Here is a 21,227-nt window from a genome sequence, read left to right on the forward strand (position 1 = left end):
GACCAGCCGATATCGATGCATGCATGATTGGACCGATGATTGAACAAACGACATGACGTGAAGAACTCTCATCAAAAGTCGATCGGATCACCTCTCGCTGCACCTGGTTTTGATGCCTGGATGTTTATCGACTGGAGTGCTGCCAGTGTCCCCTCGCCGTCGCGTCCGACTGCTAATGCCATCTGGATTGCGACACAGCTTTCCTCACGAAGAAAGCCGGTTTCCAACTATTGCCGCACACGTCACGAGGCCTGCCGCCTGATGCGAGAGATCTTTCGGCAATGCCTGAAGGCCGAGAAGCGTTTACTTGTGGGGATCGATATTGCGCTGGGTGCGCCCCAAGGTTTGCCTCAAGCGTTAACTCAGCGAAACGATGCTGACTGGCGCGACGTCTGGAAAGAGATCGCGACCCAGATTTGCGACGATGAACAGAACGCCAATAACCGCTTTGAAGTGGCGGCCAACTTCAACGGTCGAATTTCACCTTATCAACCGGGCCTGAACTTCAGGAAAGCCACTCGCTCATCAACTTCACTGTCCTCAACGGCGGTCGGCGCAATCTCTGGAGAATCGGCTCATGGCATTCAAGGACCCTATTGGGGTGCTCCCCATGCTCGCGCTGGTCTTCTGACTCCACCCTACTCACCGGAGTTTCCATTTCGCACGGCGGGCGGAATTTTGCTCGCGAGGCAAAGGTTTGTCGAAACACTCGCCCCCGGAACTCAGGAAACATGGAAGCTGTGCGGGATTGGCAGCGTCGGAAGTCAATCTCTGACAGGGATTGCCCGGTTGGAAGCGTTCCGCCAGGATCCGGAGTTTCAGCCGCATGTGTATATTTGGCCTTTTGAAACTGGTTGGACTGTGCCGGACCAACGACCTCTGATTCTTTTCGCAGAGATCTGGCCGGGCTTACTCAAACAGGAAGTCGCGAGGCAGCAGGCTCTCGAACCGGGACGGATTCGCGATGAACTTCAGGTGCTCGCATGGTGCCGCTGGGCACAGGCGATGTCTCGAAATCAAACGCTTTCCAGTTACCTTCAGCCGCCTCAAGGTTTGACAGAATCTCATCAGTCAAGTGCCGTCACGACAGAAGGGTGGATTCTGGGAGTGACGAATACGAAGCTCGCATAAGGTATGATTCAAGAGTCGATCATCTGTCGGATGGTTCAGATATCGAGCGTATGTCATGGATTTGATGCAGGAGGAAAGCGACCACAATGACTTTGAACGACTGGGCTTTGGAACTGGCAGATCTCGACGATCGCGACCGCATGGAAACCATTGTGGAACTCGCGGAGACTTTGCCACCCCTTTCCGCAGATAAGCAGGCAGCCCCACTTCCCGAGAGCTGCCGGGTGCAGGAATGTCAGACACCTGTCTATCTCTTTGCTGAAGTTCGTGATGGACTGTTGATTCTGGAAGCGGATGTTCCTCGCAAATCGCCGATTGTGCGCGGTCTGGTGGCTCTTGTTGTGACCAGTCTGAATCAGCAACCCATTGATCAACTTCGCGATCTACCACTCGATCTGCTGGAAAAGCTACATCTGACCACAGCCCTCGGGATGACACGTCAGCAGGGCGTTCGCGGATTGATGCAACGAATTCGACACGCGGTCGAATCCTCCCGTTGACGAATCCAGCCGATCGACCTGAATTTCTTAATCCGAGGCTTTGGTAGAATCAGGAGAATGATTCTGGGGAGTGATTTCGATCAATTCCCGCTGGCGTTTATTCGACACTCCTGCCCATCCCAGAATCCTTTGATCGAGCGAAAAGAGCTGGCCCAGTTGATATTCATCCTGCTGGGGAATCTCCATGGTTCCCTGGCCGCGAATGGTTCCACTGCGAGGGTCGAGCCAGACGATCTCCAGGTTTTTTTTGCCTTTACTTGTTCGAGATCTTCGGGCCACGAGGAGTTGCTCTTCATCGAGTGCAAAAGCATCGACCAGCTCATTCATGGGTGTCTGCCACACGATTTTTCCCGTTGCTGAGTCAATCGCGATCAGCCCGTCCATCAATCGCCCGATCCACAAAGAATTCACGATTCCCAGGCGGCCAATCAAACCGTCGATCGGTAATGTCCACTGGACTGCCCCGCTCTCGGCATGCATGGCGATGACACCAGAAACACCTGGTGGTTCGACAATGACCAGATCTCCCACTCGTGCGGGTGGACTTAAGATTTTGTTGAACTCGCGGGCATCGAGACTTCGTGGTACCCAGACATGCCGCCTGAGCCAGAGGATTTCGCCACGATGGGTGAGGCAGGCACTCAATCCCGGAGCCGTGATCCAGAGTTTCTGATCAGAAATGGTCGAGGTAATGCTGAATTGCCCCGGGAGCACATCACGAATCCGGATTAGAGGCACACTTTCGAGCAGCTTGCCACTTCTGGCATCAAGGACATGCCATTCAATCGCTACGGCATCACTTTCCACGGGTCGTTCGACGATCACTCCCAGCCTTGAAAAGAGGTACCAGCCATCGGAAAGCACACTGACCTTACGTTCCTCACTTCCTTCGTTACCCCCGCGATATGTCCAGCGGACTTCACCACTTTCAAGATCGAGCGCTGCCAGTTCCACACCCTCTTTGACGAGACGTCGCACATACAGATGCGAGCCCGCCTGCACCGGCGTAAAGGGAAGATGCGCGAAAGCAATTGCGGAGCCCGGTTCTTCATTGGCATCGCTTTGCCACTTCCGATTCAACGAGGCTCGGTCCAGGGCCACCGTTCGCGAGCGATGATGGAGAATGAGTTGGTGGTCGGTTTCAAGGCAGGCTAACTGACGTGTCCACAGATCGCCCTGTCGATACTCCGAGCGATCCGCATCTTTTCCGGCGGGTGGATCAAAGGGGAAAACGACCCGGCTTTCCCAACTGTTGGCAACGGCCGGTACAGGCTTAAGGGCCACTTTTCGAGCGGTAATTCCTGCTTCACCCCAGACATTCTCCTTGAGGAATTCGCGCGTCTGTACCAAACCCGCCCATGAAGTTCCCTGGAGTGCATCATCACGCAGGCGGAGCAGCGTTTTTTCCGGGTCAAAGCGATCCGGAAGTTTTGCTCCAAGGAGCCATTGTCGCAGTTGGATGGCATCTTCCAGTGTGGAATCAGGAATAGTGCCCGCTTTGGAAAAGTGCTCAATCGCATCCTGCCACTGCCCAGCCGAAAGTGCACGGTCACCCAGCCATAAATGGGCCTGAGCGGCGGCCATGGTTTGTGGAAACTGCAGCGTAATATTACGAATCGCGGTGATGTTGCCATCGGCCATCGCCTGACGAATACGCACATCGCCTGTGGTTCCCATCTGGTCACGCATGGCCGCCAGGAGTGACGGATATTGCTTCATGACTCGATCAATCGCCGAGGGTAATGAGACAAACAGATCGGGATCTGTCGCTACGGGCAAGAGTTCTCCCTGATCGGTCGAAACCAGGCTGGCAATGACCCGGCAACCATCCAGAAACGCTTCACCATCCAGTGCCGCCTGAAGTTCGGCACTGGCGTTGTACCCCTCCTTACTTAACTGCAATAGAAGCGGATGCCGCCAACTGCGTGACAACACGGGAGCATCGCCAGATGTCGACGAGAGGGCCTGTAACCATCTCATCCGCTTGACCATCATTTCATATTGATAGGGAGGATTCTGATCCGGATGTGTCAGATCCCACCGAGCCAGAAGTTCGTGCGAGGTTTTCTGTTGCTCGCTGGCTGACCCAAGAAGTGCGGCCGTATTCAGAGCTTTTGAATCGCGCCGCACGAGACCATTCCATAGGGTGGTATGCGTCCAGAGTGGTGTGTTGGCCCAGAGAATCAGCGATTCATCGACGTCGGGCCAGGCGGGTTGATCCACTGTATCGGCAGCAATCTGTCCAAATTGACCAGCCAGTTCTCGGGCACGCCATTCATCCCAGGCATGCTGTAATGGCAATAACCAGGCCATCGCTTTCAGGCGTTCAACGGCTGGTCTTTGCCCCATGACGACCTGATTGATCAGTCGGCTCTGGAGTTTTCGCGACAGTTCCCGAGAGATCGGCTGAGTTAATGTCCAATACGCGTTGGCGAACCACCACTCTTCTGGATTGGTGCCAACAGGGCAATGCGTTTCCACCTGCTCAGACCACTTGGCTTCAGAGAGTGAGGGAGTCAACTCAGGTCGCGGCCCTTCATTGACAAGTTTTGCCAGCAGGCTCCGATCAACAATCGACTCGATATGAATCGCTGGCCGGATAATCAGTTGACCAATTTCAATGGCACGTGCTGCTTCTCCTCGCAGGCATTGCAGACCAATTGTGGCGACCGGCTCGAGGGGCAGATCCTGAGTATAGCCATCCGGCACAGGCGACCATGTTCGTCCATCCGCACTGGTGAAGAGCATCACCCCGGCGGAATGACCAATCAGACGCCACCACTGTTTCTCGCCCAGGTGCAGTAGAGGTTGATGCTGCGGATCGTAATCCACTTCGTCGTGACCATGATGAGGATGCCCCAGTTGTACCACATTTTGACCAGTGCGCCGGTTGTGATGCACCTGTATTGTGACGACGGGTTTTCCCGCACTGTTGCCCAGATACACGCCTGTGCCGCGGGTGGCCGAGTTGAGCTGCACACTGACATCAAAAAAGCCTTGATGTGGGAGTTTTGTGAAATGCTCGGCGGGCTGTTCGCGCGAATTGCCTTTCAGCGCAACAGCACCACTTTCGAGCTGTTGCAGCTCGCCTCGAGAATCTTTGGTCGGTTCCCACTCCAAAGTTTTAGGCTGCACAGCCTCCATATCCGGGAGAGTGGCGAGCACACCGAGTGGATCACGCCGGGGGACATCCGTCACTCGCAGATAATCCAGTCCACGCAATCGAAACTGACCATCGAGTTCAATCTGCTCGGGACAATTTTCGAAGGGAACTTCCAAAAGAACTGCACGTTGCTTGATAAGACAGAGTTTTCCCTCGTGCCAGGTCAGGTCGATCGTTCCCTGGCCTAATCGAGACCAGGCGGAGCCGTCAGTCCCCAGGAATTGTTCGCCAGCCGCCTTGCGGTCAATCGTCTCATCCGGCCCGGAACGTTTGACATTCGTGGCGACCCACATCGCAGGCTGCCGATGAGGGAAGTATCGCAACTGGATCCCCTGTTTCCCCGACCAGACATTGATCGAAAGTTCGTTGACATCGAACATGGCGAGCCTGAGACAGCTATTCGTAAACCAGGGGGCCTTGAGCCTGGCCAGACCATTGACCTGCACCGTCCGGGTTTTCTGATGATTATGCTCGTGCAGTTCGGCCCGGCGACCGGCAACAGGTCCAAACCAGTCATTGAATCGGCCCTGCTGCAAACTATCGAGTTGCATGGTCGCCAGATCGGCAGCGAAAACTGATTCGCGGTAGCTCACCGGTTGTCGCTCGATGGCGGCCGGATGTTCCGGATCGGGAAGAGAACTGTTCGGCAGCCATTCGCTCCAGGGAGGCGGTGCAGCCACAACGACTTCTGCTGCAGGCACCACGGGAACTGTCGGATCTGTTGTCTTCAGCCCTTCAACGGGTTGATTCGGGTTGGTCATCGCAGGTTCTGACTGGCCAGCTTCTACCTTCTGATCAACTCCTTGAGGCGAAGTGGTGTCGAACTTTTCACCTCGGTTCTGTGCGAGAAGTTGCGCATCGGAGGCATTCGCAGCATTGTTGGTGGCTTGTGTCTGGGCCGCAGGTTCTGCCGGACGATCGCCTCGTTGACCTTCTTCGACCAAAGGGGCGTTGTTCGCCAGTGGATTCCTGATTTTGGGCCAGAAGAGAGCACCGGCACCGACCAGCATGGCAATTGCCAGAAACCCCACCAGCAGCTTCAGTTGACGGACGTTCTGGCTGGCAGCATTCTGCCTTTTGTCGGCAGCTCGTAACAGGATCTTTTCGACGGAAAGATCAATCGATGCGTAATGTGTGCTCAACGCTTCCTGCAACGAAAGATTTGCACTCAAAGCCTGCTGCAATTCGGGTGAGAAAGGCAGACGCTGCCTGAGCAATGCAATCTCAGCCGCAGTGAATTCTTCAGCGGTTTTTTCTTGGACGAGCTGCAGAAGTTCTTGATCACTCGCCATGGCTTACCTACCCACTTCAACATCATTCGAGGGCAACGTTGATTGTTTCAATTCACGACGCATCATTTTGTCTGCTGAGGATCAAAGTTTTTTCAGTTTTCGTTCGAGACAACTTTTCAGCGCCAGTCGGGCTCGATGCACCAGCAGTTTGATGGCACCTTCGCTGCGGCGAAGCACATGACCGATATCACACAGTTTCTGTTCGGAGCGATACTTGAGTTCAATGGCCTGGCGGGCACTGGGCCCTAACGCTTCCAGGCATTGAGGCAGGTTTTCGAGCACATCGGCATCCAGGGTCCCTGCAGCTCCCCCGGTTAACGATTCCAGGTCGAAGCAAAGTTCCGTCCAACCCACCTCCCTGCGGCGGCGGACACTTCGTGTCCATTCCCGCAGGACATTGCGTGCAATTCCCAGAAGCCACGGCCTGATCAACGACGTCGAATCGAACCGCGTGCGTGCTTCGTAGAACCGCAGAAACACTTCCTGAACCAGGTCATCCGCATCGGCCGCCTGTGCCAGTCGTGCTCGGAGAAAGCCATAGATTGCACGCTGATGCAGTTCAATGACCTGTGAAAAGGCTGCTCGATCTCCTTCGAGAACTCGCTGCATCAATTCCTGGTCGACTGCTGACACCATCCGCCAAGGTTCATTCTTTGAGAAAAGCTGCTTTAAAGACCACTACCCATCATTGATCGAGCGACTCGAATCGTTTCGCCAATTTCTCGATCACACCGCCGGGTATTTCATGTTGCCCGCCAAAGGCCCAGAAGTCCAAAGGAATTCCGTTGGATTCGAGTAACTGTCCCAGCATTTGAGCCCCCGCAAAAGGCAACACAGGATCATATTTTCCGTGCGACTGAAAGACATTCAGCTTCTGGCCCAGATCAGGATGACTGGCCAGATATTCTGTCCAGGCGGGTCGGCAAATGAGTGCCCCGGAGAACAAAACCAGCCATCGCGGCCGGAGTGCTCCCGTGAGAGTCAGATGGGTCGAGACCATGGCTCCTTGAGAAAAGCCCCCCAGAATCAATCGATCTTCCGGAAGATCGAGAGCCTTCAGGCGAGCCTTGATTCCGCTCTGCAATTGCCGGGCAGCCTCTTCAATGCCCGGGGGAACTTCGTCAACCAGTTCGAGTAAGCTCCCGGCCTGAGTGAGCGAAAGAAGCCTCTGCATATTGATCGGCCACCACGCGCGACCACCGGGAATGCCCCACTCGGCCATATCGATTGGTGCTTCCGGGAAGAGAAATTCCATGCGGCCAGCGACTTCGGGCGCAACCTCTTCGATGGCTTCGGCCAGGCCCACGAGATCTGTCCCTGAGGCTCCGTAACCATGGCAGAACACCACCAGCCATTGTGGCTTTGCCGGCGAAAAAGCGACGGCATTCAGCGGGCCAAACGAAACAGCCTGTGGATCATTCATTCAAAAAACTCATCAGAAAAAATTGGTATGGGAATACAAAGGCAATCGACGAATTTTCAAAGAGGACAGTTCGGGGATGTTCGACGGGAACTACGTCGCGTCAGCCATCGACCAGAGTGCGCATGCCGGGCATTTGTGTTTCATCTTCGAGTCGCGGCCACGTGAGGACGAACCGGGATCCTTTGCCGATCTGCGATTCGACCGTGATGTCGCCACCATGTTCACGAATGATTTTCTGGCTCACAGCCAGGCCGAGCCCAGTACCACGGGCTCCTTTGGTCGATTCGAACATCAGAAACATTTTGGACAGGTTTTCCGGCGCGATTCCTGTGCCGTTGTCTTCAACCGAGACCCAGAGCAGATCCCGGGGCTCATCGAAACCCGTCTGCACGACCACGCGGGGATCATCAGCATGTTCGACGGCATCCATGGCGTTACTGACGACGTTCAAAATCGCGCGGTGGATCCCCTCGGGATCAAACGTGCTGGTCGGCAATTGAGTCGCAGGATGAAATAGCAGTTTTGTTTCGACCTCCCCCGCCTGGGGCTGCATCAACTCGACAACGTCCTGGGCCACATCGTTGAGTTGCGATAACTTCATCTCGGGCTGACGTTCCTTGGAGAAGGTCAGCATGTCCATGACGAGGTTATAGATTTTGCTCTGGTTCTTATCGACGATCCCCCAGCCTTTACGAATCAGTTCGGTGTCTGTCTTCCCCAGACCCAGGTCAATCAGATAGCTCCCTCCCCGCACGCCCTGCAAAATGTTCTTGATGTGATGGCTCAGCGTGGCGATTGTCTGGCCCATGGCCGCTAACCGTTCCGATTTGACAAAAGCCTCCTGGAAACGCTGGTTTTCCACAGCCAGCGCCGCCTGCCGACCAATGGCAGCCAGCACACGCAGTTGCTCTTCGCTGAATCGTGGCTGATCTCCTAACAGAATCATTTCCTCAGCCGACGAAGTGATATCAAGATAGACCACACCCATCAGTTCATGGCGGGCCTGGAGTGGAACACACATCGCTTCCCGAATACCCGCCCGCACAATGCTTTGACCGGTTTCGAAGCGGCTGTCGTGCCGGGCATCGGATGTCCGGACCGCCTGTAAACTTTTGACCACATAATCGACGATGGTTCGAGAGACAGGGATTCTGCCCGTCGTCTTCTCCCCAGTGTCTTTAGCCGGTGAACCCTCTTTGGTTGATGCACCCTCTTTGAATGATGCCCCCGGCGTGGAGCTGTCGTCCTGTACGGCACTTTCCTGCCCGCGAAAACCGACTGCGACCGCTTGAAGTGCTTCCGTCTCTGCATCCCGCAAGAGCACACAGCCTCGATCCGCTCCTAAGGTTTCAATCGCGAGATCAAGCATGCGCTGCAGAATCTGTGTCATCGATGAAGAGGGTCGAACGGCTTCTTCCGAAATGCGATAGAGCATCTGCAGATTCATCGTCGCTTGGAGTCGGGCATCGGCATTGTTCGAGACCGCAGCAGGCAGATCCTTCAGGGGCAATCCGCCGGTCAAGGCCATTTGCCCCACAATGCTCGATCGGTCCGTCCCATCGGCCTGATGCAATAACTCAACACGATCTGCCGCCCTTCTGGAACCGACGTGATCTCCCTGAAGGAACTGCAGAATTGTCCGGCCAATCTGGATCTGATCACCGGGTTTGAGAGTTCGCGACTTGATCTGTGCTCCATTAACAAAAGTACCATTCGAACTGTTGCGATCCTTGAGCACAAACTTGTCGCCATCGCGTTCGATGGCGGCATGAGTGCGCGAGACCTCGGTGTCGAGCAACCGCACAGGATTATGCAGACTGCGACCGATCGTGATCGGAACATCCCCGAGTTCAAAACGGGTTCCCTGATCCGCCCCCTGAACGATCAGAAGTGAGGCTCTCGCGATGGGAATTTTGGTTGTCTCCAACGACTCAGAGGGCAGATTCATGGGGTCTTTATCAGAGATTGAAGTGCGAACGGGCCAAAGTCAAACTGGCACAATCTCTTGAAACGAAACGTAACCTGTTGCACAGAAAGAGTTTGCAATCTGTTCGTGCGAAGTTGCAATTTCTCTCTCTGGCGACGAAACTATGTGTTCGCTTTGCAGATTTCAACAACAACCTGCAGTTCGGGGCAAATTGGTCCTGAGTCTGCACTTCGCACGAATGAGGATGAATTGTCATGGCACATAAGAAAGGCCAAGGATCCAGCCGTAACGGTCGCGATTCGAATGCCAAGCGACTGGGTGTGAAGAAGTTTGGCGGCCAGTTGGTTCTGGCTGGAAATATTCTGATCCGTCAGCGTGGCACTCGCTGGCATGCTGGCAAAAACGTCGGCATGGGCCGTGATCACACCCTGTTCTCCCTCGTCGAAGGAACTGTGTTCTTCGACCAGGAAGGACGACGAGTGAACATTAAGCCTGTCGAAGTGGCTGTCGCCAGCTAGTCGACGATCAACCCCTGCCGCCTGATCAACTAGGCTGTGGGGCGTGGGCTGCACCCTGAGTCCTGGTCAGCAACAAGAGAGTCCTGGTCAGCAACAAGAGAGTCCCGGTCAGCAACAAGAGAGTCCCGGTCAGCATCAAGAGAGGCCCAGTCAGCATGGAGAGTACTCTCTCGTTGCTGACTGGGCCTTTTCGTTTCTGCTAACGATGGTTTGTTGAACCGGTCAATCATGTCACGACACGGCAAAGAGTCGTTAAGATCTGGTGATTCTGCTACACTACAGTCAACGATGCCTCCGTAACGACCTGCACTCAAAGTCTTTTTTTGGAGATTCTCATGGCTGCCGTTGATGACGCTTACGATGCTGCCATTCGGCTCAAAAACCAGGGAGATCTGGATGGAGCCGCCAAAAGCCTGGAAGCCATTCTCGTGGAGTATCCTGAGCATGTGCTGACCTACTCGGCACTGGCTGTCATTTTGCAGAAACTGGGCCGCCACGATGAAGCGATTGCTCATGCCCGCAAAGTGACTGAGTTGGAACCTCACGACAGCTTCTCGTACACGCAGATGTCAGTGATCTGTCAGCGCTGCGGCCGGATCGCCGAGGCCGAAGAAGCACTGGCCCGGATGCGGATGATGCAGGCGAGTGGAATGCATTAGGCCGAAAGCGATTCAGTCTGATGAGGCAAACACTCTTCAGACGTCACTTTTTCTGAACTAAGTTTCTCATAGTCGAATCCTGGGTACGAATACTCTGAGGGAGTCATCGTATGGTGGACTTCGAGGCTCGTCGGACGCTTGCTGAGGTCATCAGGCAGTACCTGAATGAAGAATTGACAGCGTTCCAGTTCGACGACTTGCTACAGCCGTTCTACGAGAATGCTGACTCAACTGTCCAAGCCGTATCTAAGTCTCTGTGGTATTTATACGATGATTGTGATGATCATTTAGTAGTTGCTGATAAGCCCACATGGGACTATGTTCAGCGACTACTGCTGCTGCTGGAATCTGGATGGCAGATGGATGTTTGGATTGTCCGGCAATGGTCAGTACGGCAGTTTGTTGCGGGATTTCTGCTCTTGTGCTGTATCGGCATTGCGTATCAGGTTGGTATGGGCTGGCATCTCATCCCCCTGCTGATGCCATTTGGAGTCTTGTCGATCATTGTCTCTCAGTTAGGCTCTAGCCAAGATCGACCTGACCCATTCGAGAAGTATACAACACCATTTCGTTCAATTTCGGAATTAGAACGCGCCTATCGATCCGCACGAAATTTCCGAAAGTCACGTTATCCCAAGCACCTTGCCTATCGAGAAATTCGTAACAAGTTCATCTCGGGAATTTATCTCTTTAAATTCTATCTTTTGTGGGTTTTGTTTCCGGTCATTCCTTTGATGCTGCAGTGCCTGCCAAGAACCTCATGTAAAACAAGCATCCTGCCAGCATCATTGCCGACACAATGAAATGCAGCACATGATCAGTTTCTGATCATTCGGTATAGAGTCTATGCGTAAGTAGTCGTTTCTTGAGCGGCGCGATACAAAGAAAACGGTTGCGTAGTATTACTACGCAACCGCATCGAACAGAAACTGCATGAGATAAGGTAAACAACTTACTCTTTGGCCAGATCCCCCGCGATGACAGTGAGAATCTGGTTGGGGTGGATGTGTCTGCGGACGGCTTCCAAAACCTTCTCCGTCGTCAGGTCCCCAATCGCTGTTTCGAGCTTGGCCACATACTGCATGGTTCGGCCGGCATAGAGGTTTTCTTCCAGCAGCCGGGCGATCCTGGGGTCTTCGGTACGACCGACCTGCTGGGCCTGCAGATAGCCTTGCTTGGCGGCATCGAGTTCCTGTTGAGTGATCCCTTCCTTCAGCAGGCGGGCGAGTTCTTCGTTGACCGCAGCATTCACCTTTTCCATGTTCGCCGGATTGGCAATCGCATAGAGCGAGAGTGTGGCCCGCTGGTCGAGCATGGCGGCGCGGAAGGCGGAGCCCACTCCATACGAGAGGCCTTCCTTCTGACGAATACGGTCACCCAGTCGCGAGGAAAGTGCACCTGCCCCCAGCACATAATTGCCCACGATCATGGCCGGGTAATCGGGGTGATCGTCACTCATGGGCATGACGGCACCACCAAAGTAGAAGGCGTTGGCCTTATCGGGAATCTGAATCCGCTTCACTTCGGCTGTAATCGGAACAGAGCCAGTGCGGCTGATGCGTTCGTACGTCTGATCGGACTTCCAATCGGCCAGGACTCCCTTGAGAGTTGACTCGACTTCGGCTGGATCGAAGTCACCCACAATTGCAATCTGGCCGACTTGAGCACTCAGGAAATCGTTGTAAAGCCGCTTGAGGCCTGCGACTTCGATTGCCTCGACGAGCTTAAGTTCTTCTTCCACTGTGGGAACTGAGCGAACATCGCCAGCGGGGTATGGCGAAAGGGCCTTCGAGACCGTTTTGACAGCCAGTGTCTGAGGATCGGTCAGCCCCTGTTCGAGATTGGCTCTGACCTGCTGCTTGATGACAGCCAGTTCACTTTCCGGGAAAGCGGGCTCTCGCAGAACCTGCTTCAATAGCCCCAGAACTGCCACCAGATTCTGGCGTTTGGTTTCAATGACAAACGTTGCTTCGCCCGCATTACCAACAGCACTGAGTGAAGCGAAGTTCTTGTCGAGAGCATCCTGCAATTGCTGCCGGGTGAGTGACTTGGTGCCACGGAGCATCATGGGGGGCAAAAACTCACAGGCCTTGGCGAGGCCAAAGAGTGATTTTTCGTTGCCATAGCGGAGGGTTAATCGCAAAACGACGGTTGAAGAACGGGTCTTCTTGGGGAGCATGGCGATCTGGACGCCATCAATCCTGGTGCGAATGGTACGCTCTTCGATGGCCAGAGGGCTGACATCAAAGGCTTCGCCCACCGAAGTTTCTTCGCGGCCCTTGTAATCCCCAATCATCTTCGCGAGTTCGGGGGTGGCGGGAACTGAAGTGCGTTCGGGCTTTTCGGTGGGAATATAGAGGCCCACGGTCCGATTGGATGGCTGGAGGTAAGATTTAGCGACACGGTTGACGTCGTCGACAGTGACGGCTTCGAGGCGATCACGATAGAGGAAGTACAATCGCCAATCCCCCTGGGCAGCCCACTCGCTCAGTTCAATCGCAATCTCGGCAGAGTCCGAAGCTCCCATTTCCCGCTGCTTGAGCAGACGCAGGCGAGCACGTTCGAGTTCTTCCTGAGTGACGCCTTTTGATGCGGTTTCATTGAGGACATCGAGCATGGAATCGAGGACGACCTGTGGATCGTTACCAGCGGCGACTTCAGCCATAAATCGAAGCACACCGGGATCATGCAGGGCGTACGCGGCACCGGAAACACTGGCGGCTTTCTTGCCTTGAACCAAAGCCTTGTACAACCGCCCCGAGGGCTGCATAGTGAGAATCGATTCGAGCACGTCGATGGCCACGAAATCCGGATGAGCCCCGGAAGGGATGTGATACACCGCACCGACGACTGCGACATCTCCCACCCGGCGGAGAACGACCTGACGTTCTCCATCTTGAGCGGGCTCTTCGGTGTATGTGTTGTCCAGGACGCGCGTGGGCCGCGGAATCTTGCCGAACGTTTCGCCAATGATCCGCAAGGCTTCTTTGGGTTCAAAGCGGCCCGCCACCACGAGCATGGCGTTATCAGGCTGATAGTATTTGCGATAGAACGACTTCAGACGTTCCACCGGGACTCGTTCAATATCGGCCCGGTTGCCAATCGTCGATTTGCCATAGTTGTGCCATTCGAAGGCGGCAGCCATCATGCGCTGACCAAGAATGGAAGCGGGGCTGTTTTCTCCACGTTCGAATTCGTTACGAACGACAGTCATTTCGGAGGTGAGGTCTTCCCCTTTGACATGGCTGTTCATCATGCGATCGGCTTCGAGGCGGATGGCAAACTCGAGGTTGTCGCCTTGGGCGGGGAGCGTTTCAAAGTAGTTGGTGCGGTCGAGCCAGGTCGTCCCGTTGAAGTCGGCACCGCGTTCCTGCAGTGCTTTGGGAACACTGGGAACATCTGGTGTTCCCTTGAAGAGCATGTGTTCGAGGAGGTGAGCCATACCAGCTTCGCCATAACCTTCATGACGAGACCCGACGAAGACCGTCAGGTTGACCGTCACAGTGGGTTTGGAAGGATCTGGAAACAGGAGCACGCGCAGGCCGTTTTCGAGTTTATACTCGCTGATCCCTTCGATCTCAGTAACTTTCATGGGCATTTCGGCTTTTGAACTGGAGGAACAGAAGATGATCTGGCTGCCAATGACCATTGCCAGCAGAGACAGGCGGGCAGCACCAGATAGAACAGATTGTCGAGAGGTCAGACCCTTCCGGGTGAACAACATCCGGGTCGATAATGCCGGGGTCAGAACAGCCTGCGCTGTCACTTGATTCAAGAGACGCATCGTCCTGCGGATCATCCGGTTCCACTCCATTTGTTAGAATTGTGTTTATCGCAGGGAAGCCAGCCAGAGCAGTTCAACTCGTGAGTGATTGGCCGGGCAACTTCAGAGATGGCTCATCCAGTGAACATCCCTCAGCACTTTATGATCCTAACACTCCATCCGAGCTTCGCCAACGAATCCTTATAAATGTGACAATGTCAATATGATGATTTCTGTGGTTTTCCCGAGTGACGCTCAACTTTATTTTCCACGATGAGCGGGATTCATTTCCCGCTGGCGAAGCTGCTGGAGCGAACGTTCTTTGGGGTCGGCCAGCCAGAAGCTGCGGCCCGGAAACGCTGCCGCCAGTTCATCTAGGGCAGCTTTATTTTGCGGATCGAGGATTTCTGGCCGATAGCGAGCTCGAATCACTTTCGCCTGCCAGCCCGGTTCGTTGGTGACATGATCGATGGCAATCTCTCCCGCATCCTGCTTGATCAGTACCAGAACGGGTTCATCGGGTAATGCGCGAGTGAGCCAGTCATCGAATTGCTGATAGACGCGCACTTTGGGATATTCAATTGAACCAAAGGCCAGGGCCCGTCGGCTGTCCCATAGACCGGGAATGGAAGCGTTTGCGCCCAGCCCGGCCACAATGCACATGACCAGCAGCCAGTGAATGGCGACGGGACGCTGTTCCTTCGCCCAGCGATCTGCCAGCGAGATGACCATCTGTGCCATCGCTAATGCGATCAGTGGGGCTGATTCGAAAACATAATGCCACCCCATGATACCAGGGTACCAGTAGGGAAAATGCACGAGGTGAATCGTGAGGATGCCCGCCATCAGCCAGCGCCAGCGGAATTCCGGGGGACGCCAGAACCAGTAGAGCATGAAGGCGGCCCAGGCGAAGAGTGGGTCAAAGGTCCAGAGAAAACTGCCGCAGAGTCTTGTCGCCATGTTCTGCAGTGCCAATTGCCATGTGAGGTTGTCGGCCCATTGATCGTAGGCCTTCCAGATCTTGGGACTCAGCGATTGATCGCCGCGAATTCCGTTGTTGAAACCATAGACGTGACGAGGGGTGTAGGTGGCTGTGTACAGCTGATAAGGGGATTGCCAGAAAGAGCCTGTCGTGGCGTGATTGTAGGACAGCATGATGCCCCAACCGGCCACGATGGGAATCAACATCGCCAGAAGAGAACTGGCTTTGCGAGTCAATGCTGCTGAGTTTGAATCGTAGGTTGGGCTTCGGATGAGCCAGGCCAGCACGGGAATGGCGAATGGCAAGCCCATGGCAAAAGCGGTGGCGGGTCGGCAAAGCATGGCAAAAGCGAGTCCCGTCGTCGCGAGCAAGGCATCGAGAGGCTGGTGAGTGCGGAGCCAGCGCAACATCATCAGCCAGAAGAGAGCCAGACCTGCCAGCGTGGGATGATGGGAGAGCAGGAGATTGCCAAAAGTGGCCAATCCCGGCGAAAGTGCCAGCATCAGCGCGGCAAGAAAACCTGTCCGAGGTGCCCCGAGTTCGCGTCCGATCAGGTGGGTTGCCAGTACGAGCCAGACTTGAGTCAGCCAGTGACCCAGAATGGGAACCCCGGCAATCACCCAGGGCCACATCCATAAACTGGTCCCCGGATAATACCGGCTCGCCATCCGGCCATCAGGAGGCGTCCCTTCGTTGAGGACATGGACCTGGTCAAAAAGAGACGGGAATGCTGGTGGCCCAGGTGCTGTCCAACGCCCGGAGGCAATGGTTTGGGAGCCGAAGAGATAGCTGTATTCGTCGTGATAGCAGAGTGGTGTTCCCAGAAGCTGCGTTCCGAAACTGCCAATCATGGCCAGAGCAATGAGAGCCAGGATGGTCTGGCTGAGCCACAGGGGATAGACCCTTTCGAGAGGAGTCCATTTCGCGAAGATCCGCTGATCGGAAGCTGGAACTTGTGGCGTGTTGGTCGGGAGCCCTTTGACATTCAGGACGAAGGGCAGAATGAGTAGCAGGCCCGCTTGCAGCAATGCCAGATTGGGTTGCCACGTATCGACGAGTAAATCGAGTCCAGCGGCAATCGAGACCAGCAGGCACATCAGCCATGCCATCACGAGATGGACGCGATCTTGAAAATCGACCTCTGGCAGATTTTGCCCACTCTGGGCTTTGACCGTCGATTTCTGGCGTCGCTGCGAATGAGATTCGATCGTCATGCGTAAGGTTGCTTCGCAAGAAGGGTATTTCTGATGAGAGCCCTGCTCAATGGGACGTGTTGAGGATCTGTGGTTTAGGAGCTGTGATTCGAAATCATCATAACAGGATGGGCGGAGTGACCGGATCATCCGCTCGGGAAAATCGCACAGGAAGAAATTGCACGGCGAGAAATTGCATCGGGAGAAATTGTTTCGGGAATTCGCTGGATGGAGCCGATCGGTGGCTGGGCAGGAACGATTTGGCGGTCGCGGTTCGCGTTTTTGTTGATCAGGCCAATAGGGCCGCAGGTGTCTCCAGTTGCAGCAGGAGCAGCGAATTGACAGTATCTTGTGTGAACCTATACTTCAGCTTGCGGGTCGTTTCATGACGGGAAGCGACCATCAGTCACGAGCGATACAGATTCACCAGTTTGAAGTTCAAGCCAAAGGTGATTGCCCTCAGAGAGTAAAGGTTTAGCTGAGGCAAAGTTTTTGGCGTCACCTGAATGATAAAGTTCTGATCGAAACAACAGGGGCTGGATGGCCCTTTCAAGATTCAATTTCGTTGAGTGTCGATGTTGGCAGGAAGTGACCGGCCGACAATTTGAAAGGAAGATGCAGATGGCTGGCGATCACGTTCTCGAAATTACCGATGCAAACTTTCAGTCCGAAGTTCTCGACAGCAGCACGCTGACTCTGGTCGACTTCTGGGCTCCCTGGTGCGGTCCTTGCCGCATGCTGGCACCGACTATTGATGAATTGGCCACGGAGTATGCTGGCAAAGTCAAAATCGGCAAGCTGAACACCGATGAAAATCCACGCATTCCATCGATGCACGGCATCAGCTCGATTCCGACGGTGCTGATGTTCAAAGGCGGGATTATTGTCGATAAATTCGTGGGTGTCGTTCCGAAGGCCAAGCTGGCGGGATCGATCTCGACCAACATGTGACTGGCCGCTGGTTAGCGACTCACAGATTCATAGACGACCCGTGCCAGGTCATGGCCGGGTCGTTCTGCATAGGCAGGGACTCAATCGCTGAGTCGTCGTGCCTGAGTGTTCATGCCGATGTTTGTCGCGGGGTTAATGCCCGTGTTAGGCCCGGCGTTAATGCCCATGTTTGGGCAGTGCCGCCGCGTAGAGCATGGTGACACAGCCGACCGACATCAGCACGAATGCACTCCATTCGGGGGGATCAAAGACATCCTTGGTGCGCTCGTGGATTGTTTCGGGAGAGGTGAGCATGCCTCGAAAGCCTTTGGCCCGTTCTTCGTGCTCGCCGCTCATGACGAATTTATCGACAACGAGAAACGAGTAGCCCGTCAGAGCCACAAAGGCGCCCAGCCCAAAGAAGGCGGCTCGCATCATAATTCGCCAGCTCCCTATCAGATCGTCGTGGTTCGTGCACCACGCGCGAACCTACCGATCCTTAGCGCATTTCGGTTGCGAGCACCTTCTGTGATCACAGTCACAGGGCTTCAGCACCAATTTCTGCAGTACTGCGGAAGAGAATACTTAATCTGCCGATTGTGAGGCGATTTCGTCGGCATCCTCGGAATTGGCAGCAGAATCGGGAGACTCTGCTACTCCCAGGGGCGACTTCCGAAACTCGTGCAGCAGAACCGTCAGATAGGCACCAGCCGGGAGTTCGACGGAAACGCGGAGGTCACCGCGAGGCGTTTCATGAGCAGAACTGTTGGTTGGCAACAATTCGCAGGTCAGACCTGCCGGCAAGAATCGGAAGGGCCGCCGGGTTCCTTCCATCAGCGAGGAGAATTTCTGAAAGTGCTCGATCGTCAATCCTGACTTCTGCAGGATCGCCAGTTCCCGAGCATGAACTTCGCCTCCGGGCGAACGCATGCGCACACCAAAAATGGGTCCGGTGGTGGAGATCTCCCATGAGTCGAAGCGTGGCTGGTCGGCAGCGGCCTCTGTGACCAGAAACTTCGCCCCAGCGGGGAGAATTTCCATCAGGTCGCCGCAGAGTACTGTCGAGAAGAGCCCGTCACGCAGTCGCTGAGCCAGCACCTCGTTGAACAGCCCGGACTGGACGGCAGAGAGAGCGAGGCGGAGCAGAAACTTTCGCCTGGGGGCGGGAATATCTTGCGGCAAGATCTGGCCAAGTAGCAGTTGCCAGCCCAGTGTCCATGTTGAGTGCTGGTGTCCAAATCGCTGCATGCCGAAATAATTCGGACAACCTTGAGACTGCAGTTGCCTGGCAATGGCATCAATTTTGGCATGGTCAGGCTCAACGCCCCTCAAAATGGCGACAAAACGATTGCCCTTCAAATGGCCGGTCTTGAGCTTGTTGCGATGTCGTCTGGCTTCAAGCACCTGTAAATCATCGCTCTCAAGAGCTGGTACCAGTTTTTCGGCCCGGGCAGGGACCGAGACCCATTGACGGGTCACTGCCTGTTTATCCTTCAAGCCGGCCATGCCAATTTCTGAGCGGGGAACGGAGAGCTGTTTCGAGAGCTGTGCCAGAAGCATTTCACTCGAAAGATTTCGTTTCTCGACCCATAGAAACAGATGCTCACCTTCTCCGCAGGGGAGGTAAGCCGGGATTTCTTCGACAAGAAAATCTTCGGGAGATTGTTTCCAGACGCCGCCCACTCCTGCCGTTTGACTCGTCAGCTCAGGCCAGGCAGAGGGAGTAAGCAGTGGGGCTGTCTGTTCGGTCATGGAAACTGCTTTTCAAGGACGATTGCCACAGAATCGCCGCGGGACTCAATCCTAATCCTCCCGCGCTTCGATTCGAGACGAATTCCGATTACAATGAGAAGTTTCAATAGATCTGATGGCGTTCGAAACAGTGCCTTGATCATCAAAAGATCGACATCCGGTCTTAGGCACCGAGACCAATCAGATTGTACAGCAGACCTTCAGCGGATATGCGGAACATGGCTTTGGAAATTGTGAAGTATGGACATCCGGCTCTCCGGCACAAGTCCACCCCTGTGACCGAAATCAACAGCGAACTTCGCAAAGCGATTGCCGAGATGTTCGAACTGATGTACGCAGCTAAAGGGATTGGTCTGGCCTCAAATCAGGTGGCCATTCCAAGGCAGTTTTTCATTTTGAACCTCACAGGTGATGCCGCTGAAAAAGACGAGGAAGTCGTCTTTATCAATCCAGTGATCCTCAATCGCAAAAGCTCATGCGAAGGTGAAGAGGGCTGCTTGAGTTTTCCAGGGTTATATGGCCCGGTAAAGCGTGCTGGCGAGGTGCTTATCGAAGCCTTCGATCTGGATGGAAACTGCTTTGAGATGACACTTTCTGCGAAGGAAGACGATCTGGCGGTGCGCGCTGTCCAGCATGAATCCGATCATCTCGATGGCATGCTGTTCATCGACCGTATGACAGATCGCGCGCGAAAAGAGCGTCAGGTCGAGATCGATCAGTTCGAACAGGATTTTCTGGCGCGACAGGCGGCTGGCGAAATCGAATCGATGGACGTGCTCAAAAGAAAGCTGGCAACATGGCCCAATTAAACGCCCAACAGTCGCCTGGAGAGATTGTTGTCACAATCAACTCGCAGGAACGTTCGCTGCCAGCGGAAATGAACCTGATACAGCTCATTGAACTGCTGAAGCTGGAGCCTCGCTATCTGGCCATTGAACTCAACGGGCAAGTCATTTCCCGGAAACTGCACGCCACCACGAGGCTCACCGAGGGCGATGTTCTCGAAGTGGTCACACTGGTCGGTGGAGGCTAAGAGTCTTCGCCAATAACTATGCCCAGGCGAGTTCTGTCTGTCGATCGGGGCCTTTTTTGTGAGCCTGCTCGAATCGGTGTTTTTCGATCTGCTGCCACAAGTCGTGGCTGTCAAAAAGATCGAGCAGATGGGCCAGTCCCGCATCGGCCAGTTCTTTCCCGGAAAGGAAGCGGCCAGGTCTGGACCATTCGGTAATCAACTCGACACTACAGTTGAACAATCGAGCCAGAAGCTGATCCTGATCGGATTCCATCCAGCGGAAATGTCTGGCCCATTCGACGGCTTCTTCCAGCTTGAGCTGGTCATCGGATTGCCAGCGAATGGGATGAAACAGCAAAGAGGCATGGGGCGTCACATAGCGTTCCCGGCAGGCAGCTAAGGGCATCAGTGCTGCCGAACTGCATTCCCCTGTGACCACCGCCGCCGCCTTGAGACCACGCAAACGAATGATCGAAGCGAGTGCCAGGCCCACATACGCATTCCCGCCGCAAGAATCGATGTAAATGATGCCTGCTGACCGCCGGGGAAGTTCGACCAGTTTTTCCAGCAGTTCGGTCTGCTGTTCAAAGAGATCACCCGCGATCGTCATTTCCCATTCCGGGTTGGGAACAATGGGAGACCATGAAATCGAGGGCCCGGGATGAGCCGGCAAGGGACGAAATGGACTGGGCTTAGAGGGTTTCTTCGACGATTTCGTCATTTCTGCCTGAGATCCGTGAGAGGAGCCGCTATTTGCCAGATGACTTGGCTGACGCGAAGTGGATTGCCCAGAAAGTTTATCGCTTAGCGGCTGATATGTCGCTGATTCTCTGAAGGAATACGCTTTCTCTGTAGGAATACCCTGGGGAGCTGCGAAAAGTTGTTCCGATCCGGTGCTCCCCCAGTGCATCCACTGATCGGATGCGATACGATTTTCGACACTGAAGTAAAACTAAAAAATCCGCACAGAGTTTGTGAGGTT

General features: G+C 54.6%; 17 protein-coding genes. 8 read left to right on the forward strand and 9 right to left on the reverse strand.

Going from position 1 to position 21,227, the window contains the following annotated elements:
* Positions 1-57: 57 nt before the first annotated feature.
* A complete protein-coding gene (locus A6X21_RS04635; protein ID WP_068846312.1) occupies positions 58-1,131 on the forward strand; it encodes a hypothetical protein in 1,074 nt (357 codons plus the stop codon).
* Positions 1,132-1,217: 86 nt separating this feature from the next.
* Positions 1,218-1,631 (forward strand): SufE family protein, encoded by a 414-nt coding sequence (locus A6X21_RS04640; RefSeq protein WP_068846314.1) that lies wholly within the window; start codon positions 1,218-1,220, stop codon positions 1,629-1,631.
* Between the two features lie 27 nt (positions 1,632-1,658).
* Here A6X21_RS04640 and A6X21_RS04645 read toward each other — a convergent pair whose 3' ends face one another.
* The 4 genes from A6X21_RS04645 to A6X21_RS04660 form a co-directional block, all read right to left on the reverse strand.
* Positions 1,659-6,086 (reverse strand): outer membrane protein assembly factor BamB family protein, encoded by a 4,428-nt coding sequence (locus A6X21_RS04645; RefSeq protein ID WP_068846316.1) that lies wholly within the window; start codon positions 6,084-6,086, stop codon positions 1,659-1,661.
* 81 nt (positions 6,087-6,167) lie between these two features.
* Complete coding sequence (locus A6X21_RS04650; protein WP_068846318.1) at positions 6,168-6,722, reverse strand: RNA polymerase sigma factor; 555 nt, start codon at positions 6,720-6,722, stop codon at positions 6,168-6,170.
* A 49-nt stretch (positions 6,723-6,771) separates the two neighbouring features.
* Positions 6,772-7,509, reverse strand: a complete 738-nt coding sequence (locus A6X21_RS04655) for an alpha/beta hydrolase (protein ID WP_068846320.1) — start codon at positions 7,507-7,509, stop codon at positions 6,772-6,774.
* A 100-nt stretch (positions 7,510-7,609) separates the two neighbouring features.
* Complete coding sequence (locus tag A6X21_RS04660) at positions 7,610-9,457, reverse strand: ATP-binding protein (RefSeq protein WP_240490161.1); 1,848 nt, start codon at positions 9,455-9,457, stop codon at positions 7,610-7,612.
* Between the two features lie 233 nt (positions 9,458-9,690).
* On the opposite strand from A6X21_RS04660, the gene rpmA reads away from it, so the two are divergent.
* From rpmA to A6X21_RS04675, 3 genes are all read left to right on the forward strand, one after another.
* Entirely contained in the window at positions 9,691-9,954 is a 264-nt protein-coding gene (rpmA, locus tag A6X21_RS04665) for a 50S ribosomal protein L27 (protein WP_013108521.1), read from the forward strand.
* A 335-nt stretch (positions 9,955-10,289) separates the two neighbouring features.
* Positions 10,290-10,613, forward strand: coding sequence for a tetratricopeptide repeat protein (locus A6X21_RS04670; RefSeq protein WP_013108522.1), 324 nt, complete (start codon positions 10,290-10,292; stop codon positions 10,611-10,613).
* Positions 10,614-10,723: 110 nt separating this feature from the next.
* A complete protein-coding gene (locus A6X21_RS04675) occupies positions 10,724-11,416 on the forward strand; it encodes a hypothetical protein (RefSeq protein ID WP_068846324.1) in 693 nt (230 codons plus the stop codon).
* Between the two features lie 149 nt (positions 11,417-11,565).
* Here A6X21_RS04675 and A6X21_RS04680 read toward each other — a convergent pair whose 3' ends face one another.
* Both A6X21_RS04680 and A6X21_RS04685 read right to left on the reverse strand, forming a co-directional pair.
* Entirely contained in the window at positions 11,566-14,397 is a 2,832-nt protein-coding gene (locus A6X21_RS04680) for a M16 family metallopeptidase (RefSeq protein WP_240490162.1), read from the reverse strand.
* A gap of 240 nt (positions 14,398-14,637) precedes the next feature.
* Positions 14,638-16,572: an ArnT family glycosyltransferase gene (locus A6X21_RS04685; RefSeq protein WP_068846326.1), complete on the reverse strand. Its 1,935-nt coding sequence runs from the start codon at positions 16,570-16,572 to the stop codon at positions 14,638-14,640.
* 600 nt (positions 16,573-17,172) lie between these two features.
* On the opposite strand from A6X21_RS04685, the gene trxA reads away from it, so the two are divergent.
* Positions 17,173-17,502 (forward strand): thioredoxin, encoded by a 330-nt coding sequence (gene trxA / locus A6X21_RS04690; protein ID WP_013108526.1) that lies wholly within the window; start codon positions 17,173-17,175, stop codon positions 17,500-17,502.
* Positions 17,503-17,658: 156 nt separating this feature from the next.
* Here the strand turns inward: trxA and A6X21_RS04695 are convergent, their stop codons facing one another.
* Complete coding sequence (locus tag A6X21_RS04695) at positions 17,659-17,919, reverse strand: hypothetical protein (protein ID WP_013108527.1); 261 nt, start codon at positions 17,917-17,919, stop codon at positions 17,659-17,661.
* A 147-nt stretch (positions 17,920-18,066) separates the two neighbouring features.
* On the reverse strand, positions 18,067-19,233 hold the full coding sequence (gene truD / locus A6X21_RS04700; protein WP_068846332.1) for a tRNA pseudouridine(13) synthase TruD: 1,167 nt from the start codon (positions 19,231-19,233) through the stop codon (positions 18,067-18,069).
* Between the two features lie 218 nt (positions 19,234-19,451).
* Here truD and def point away from each other — a divergent pair, with 218 nt between their 5' ends.
* A complete protein-coding gene (gene def / locus A6X21_RS04705) occupies positions 19,452-20,042 on the forward strand; it encodes a peptide deformylase (RefSeq protein WP_013108529.1) in 591 nt (196 codons plus the stop codon).
* Complete coding sequence (gene thiS, locus A6X21_RS04710; protein ID WP_068846334.1) at positions 20,030-20,266, forward strand: sulfur carrier protein ThiS; 237 nt, start codon at positions 20,030-20,032, stop codon at positions 20,264-20,266. Before def ends, thiS begins: the two co-directional genes overlap by 13 nt.
* A gap of 16 nt (positions 20,267-20,282) precedes the next feature.
* Here the strand turns inward: thiS and A6X21_RS04715 are convergent, their stop codons facing one another.
* Positions 20,283-20,966, reverse strand: coding sequence for a ClpP family protease (locus A6X21_RS04715; RefSeq protein WP_068846336.1), 684 nt, complete (start codon positions 20,964-20,966; stop codon positions 20,283-20,285).
* Between the last annotated feature and the right edge of the window lie 261 nt (positions 20,967-21,227).

The organism is Planctopirus hydrillae (assembly GCF_001707835.1).
Lineage (GTDB): Bacteria > Planctomycetota > Planctomycetia > Planctomycetales > Planctomycetaceae > Planctopirus > Planctopirus hydrillae.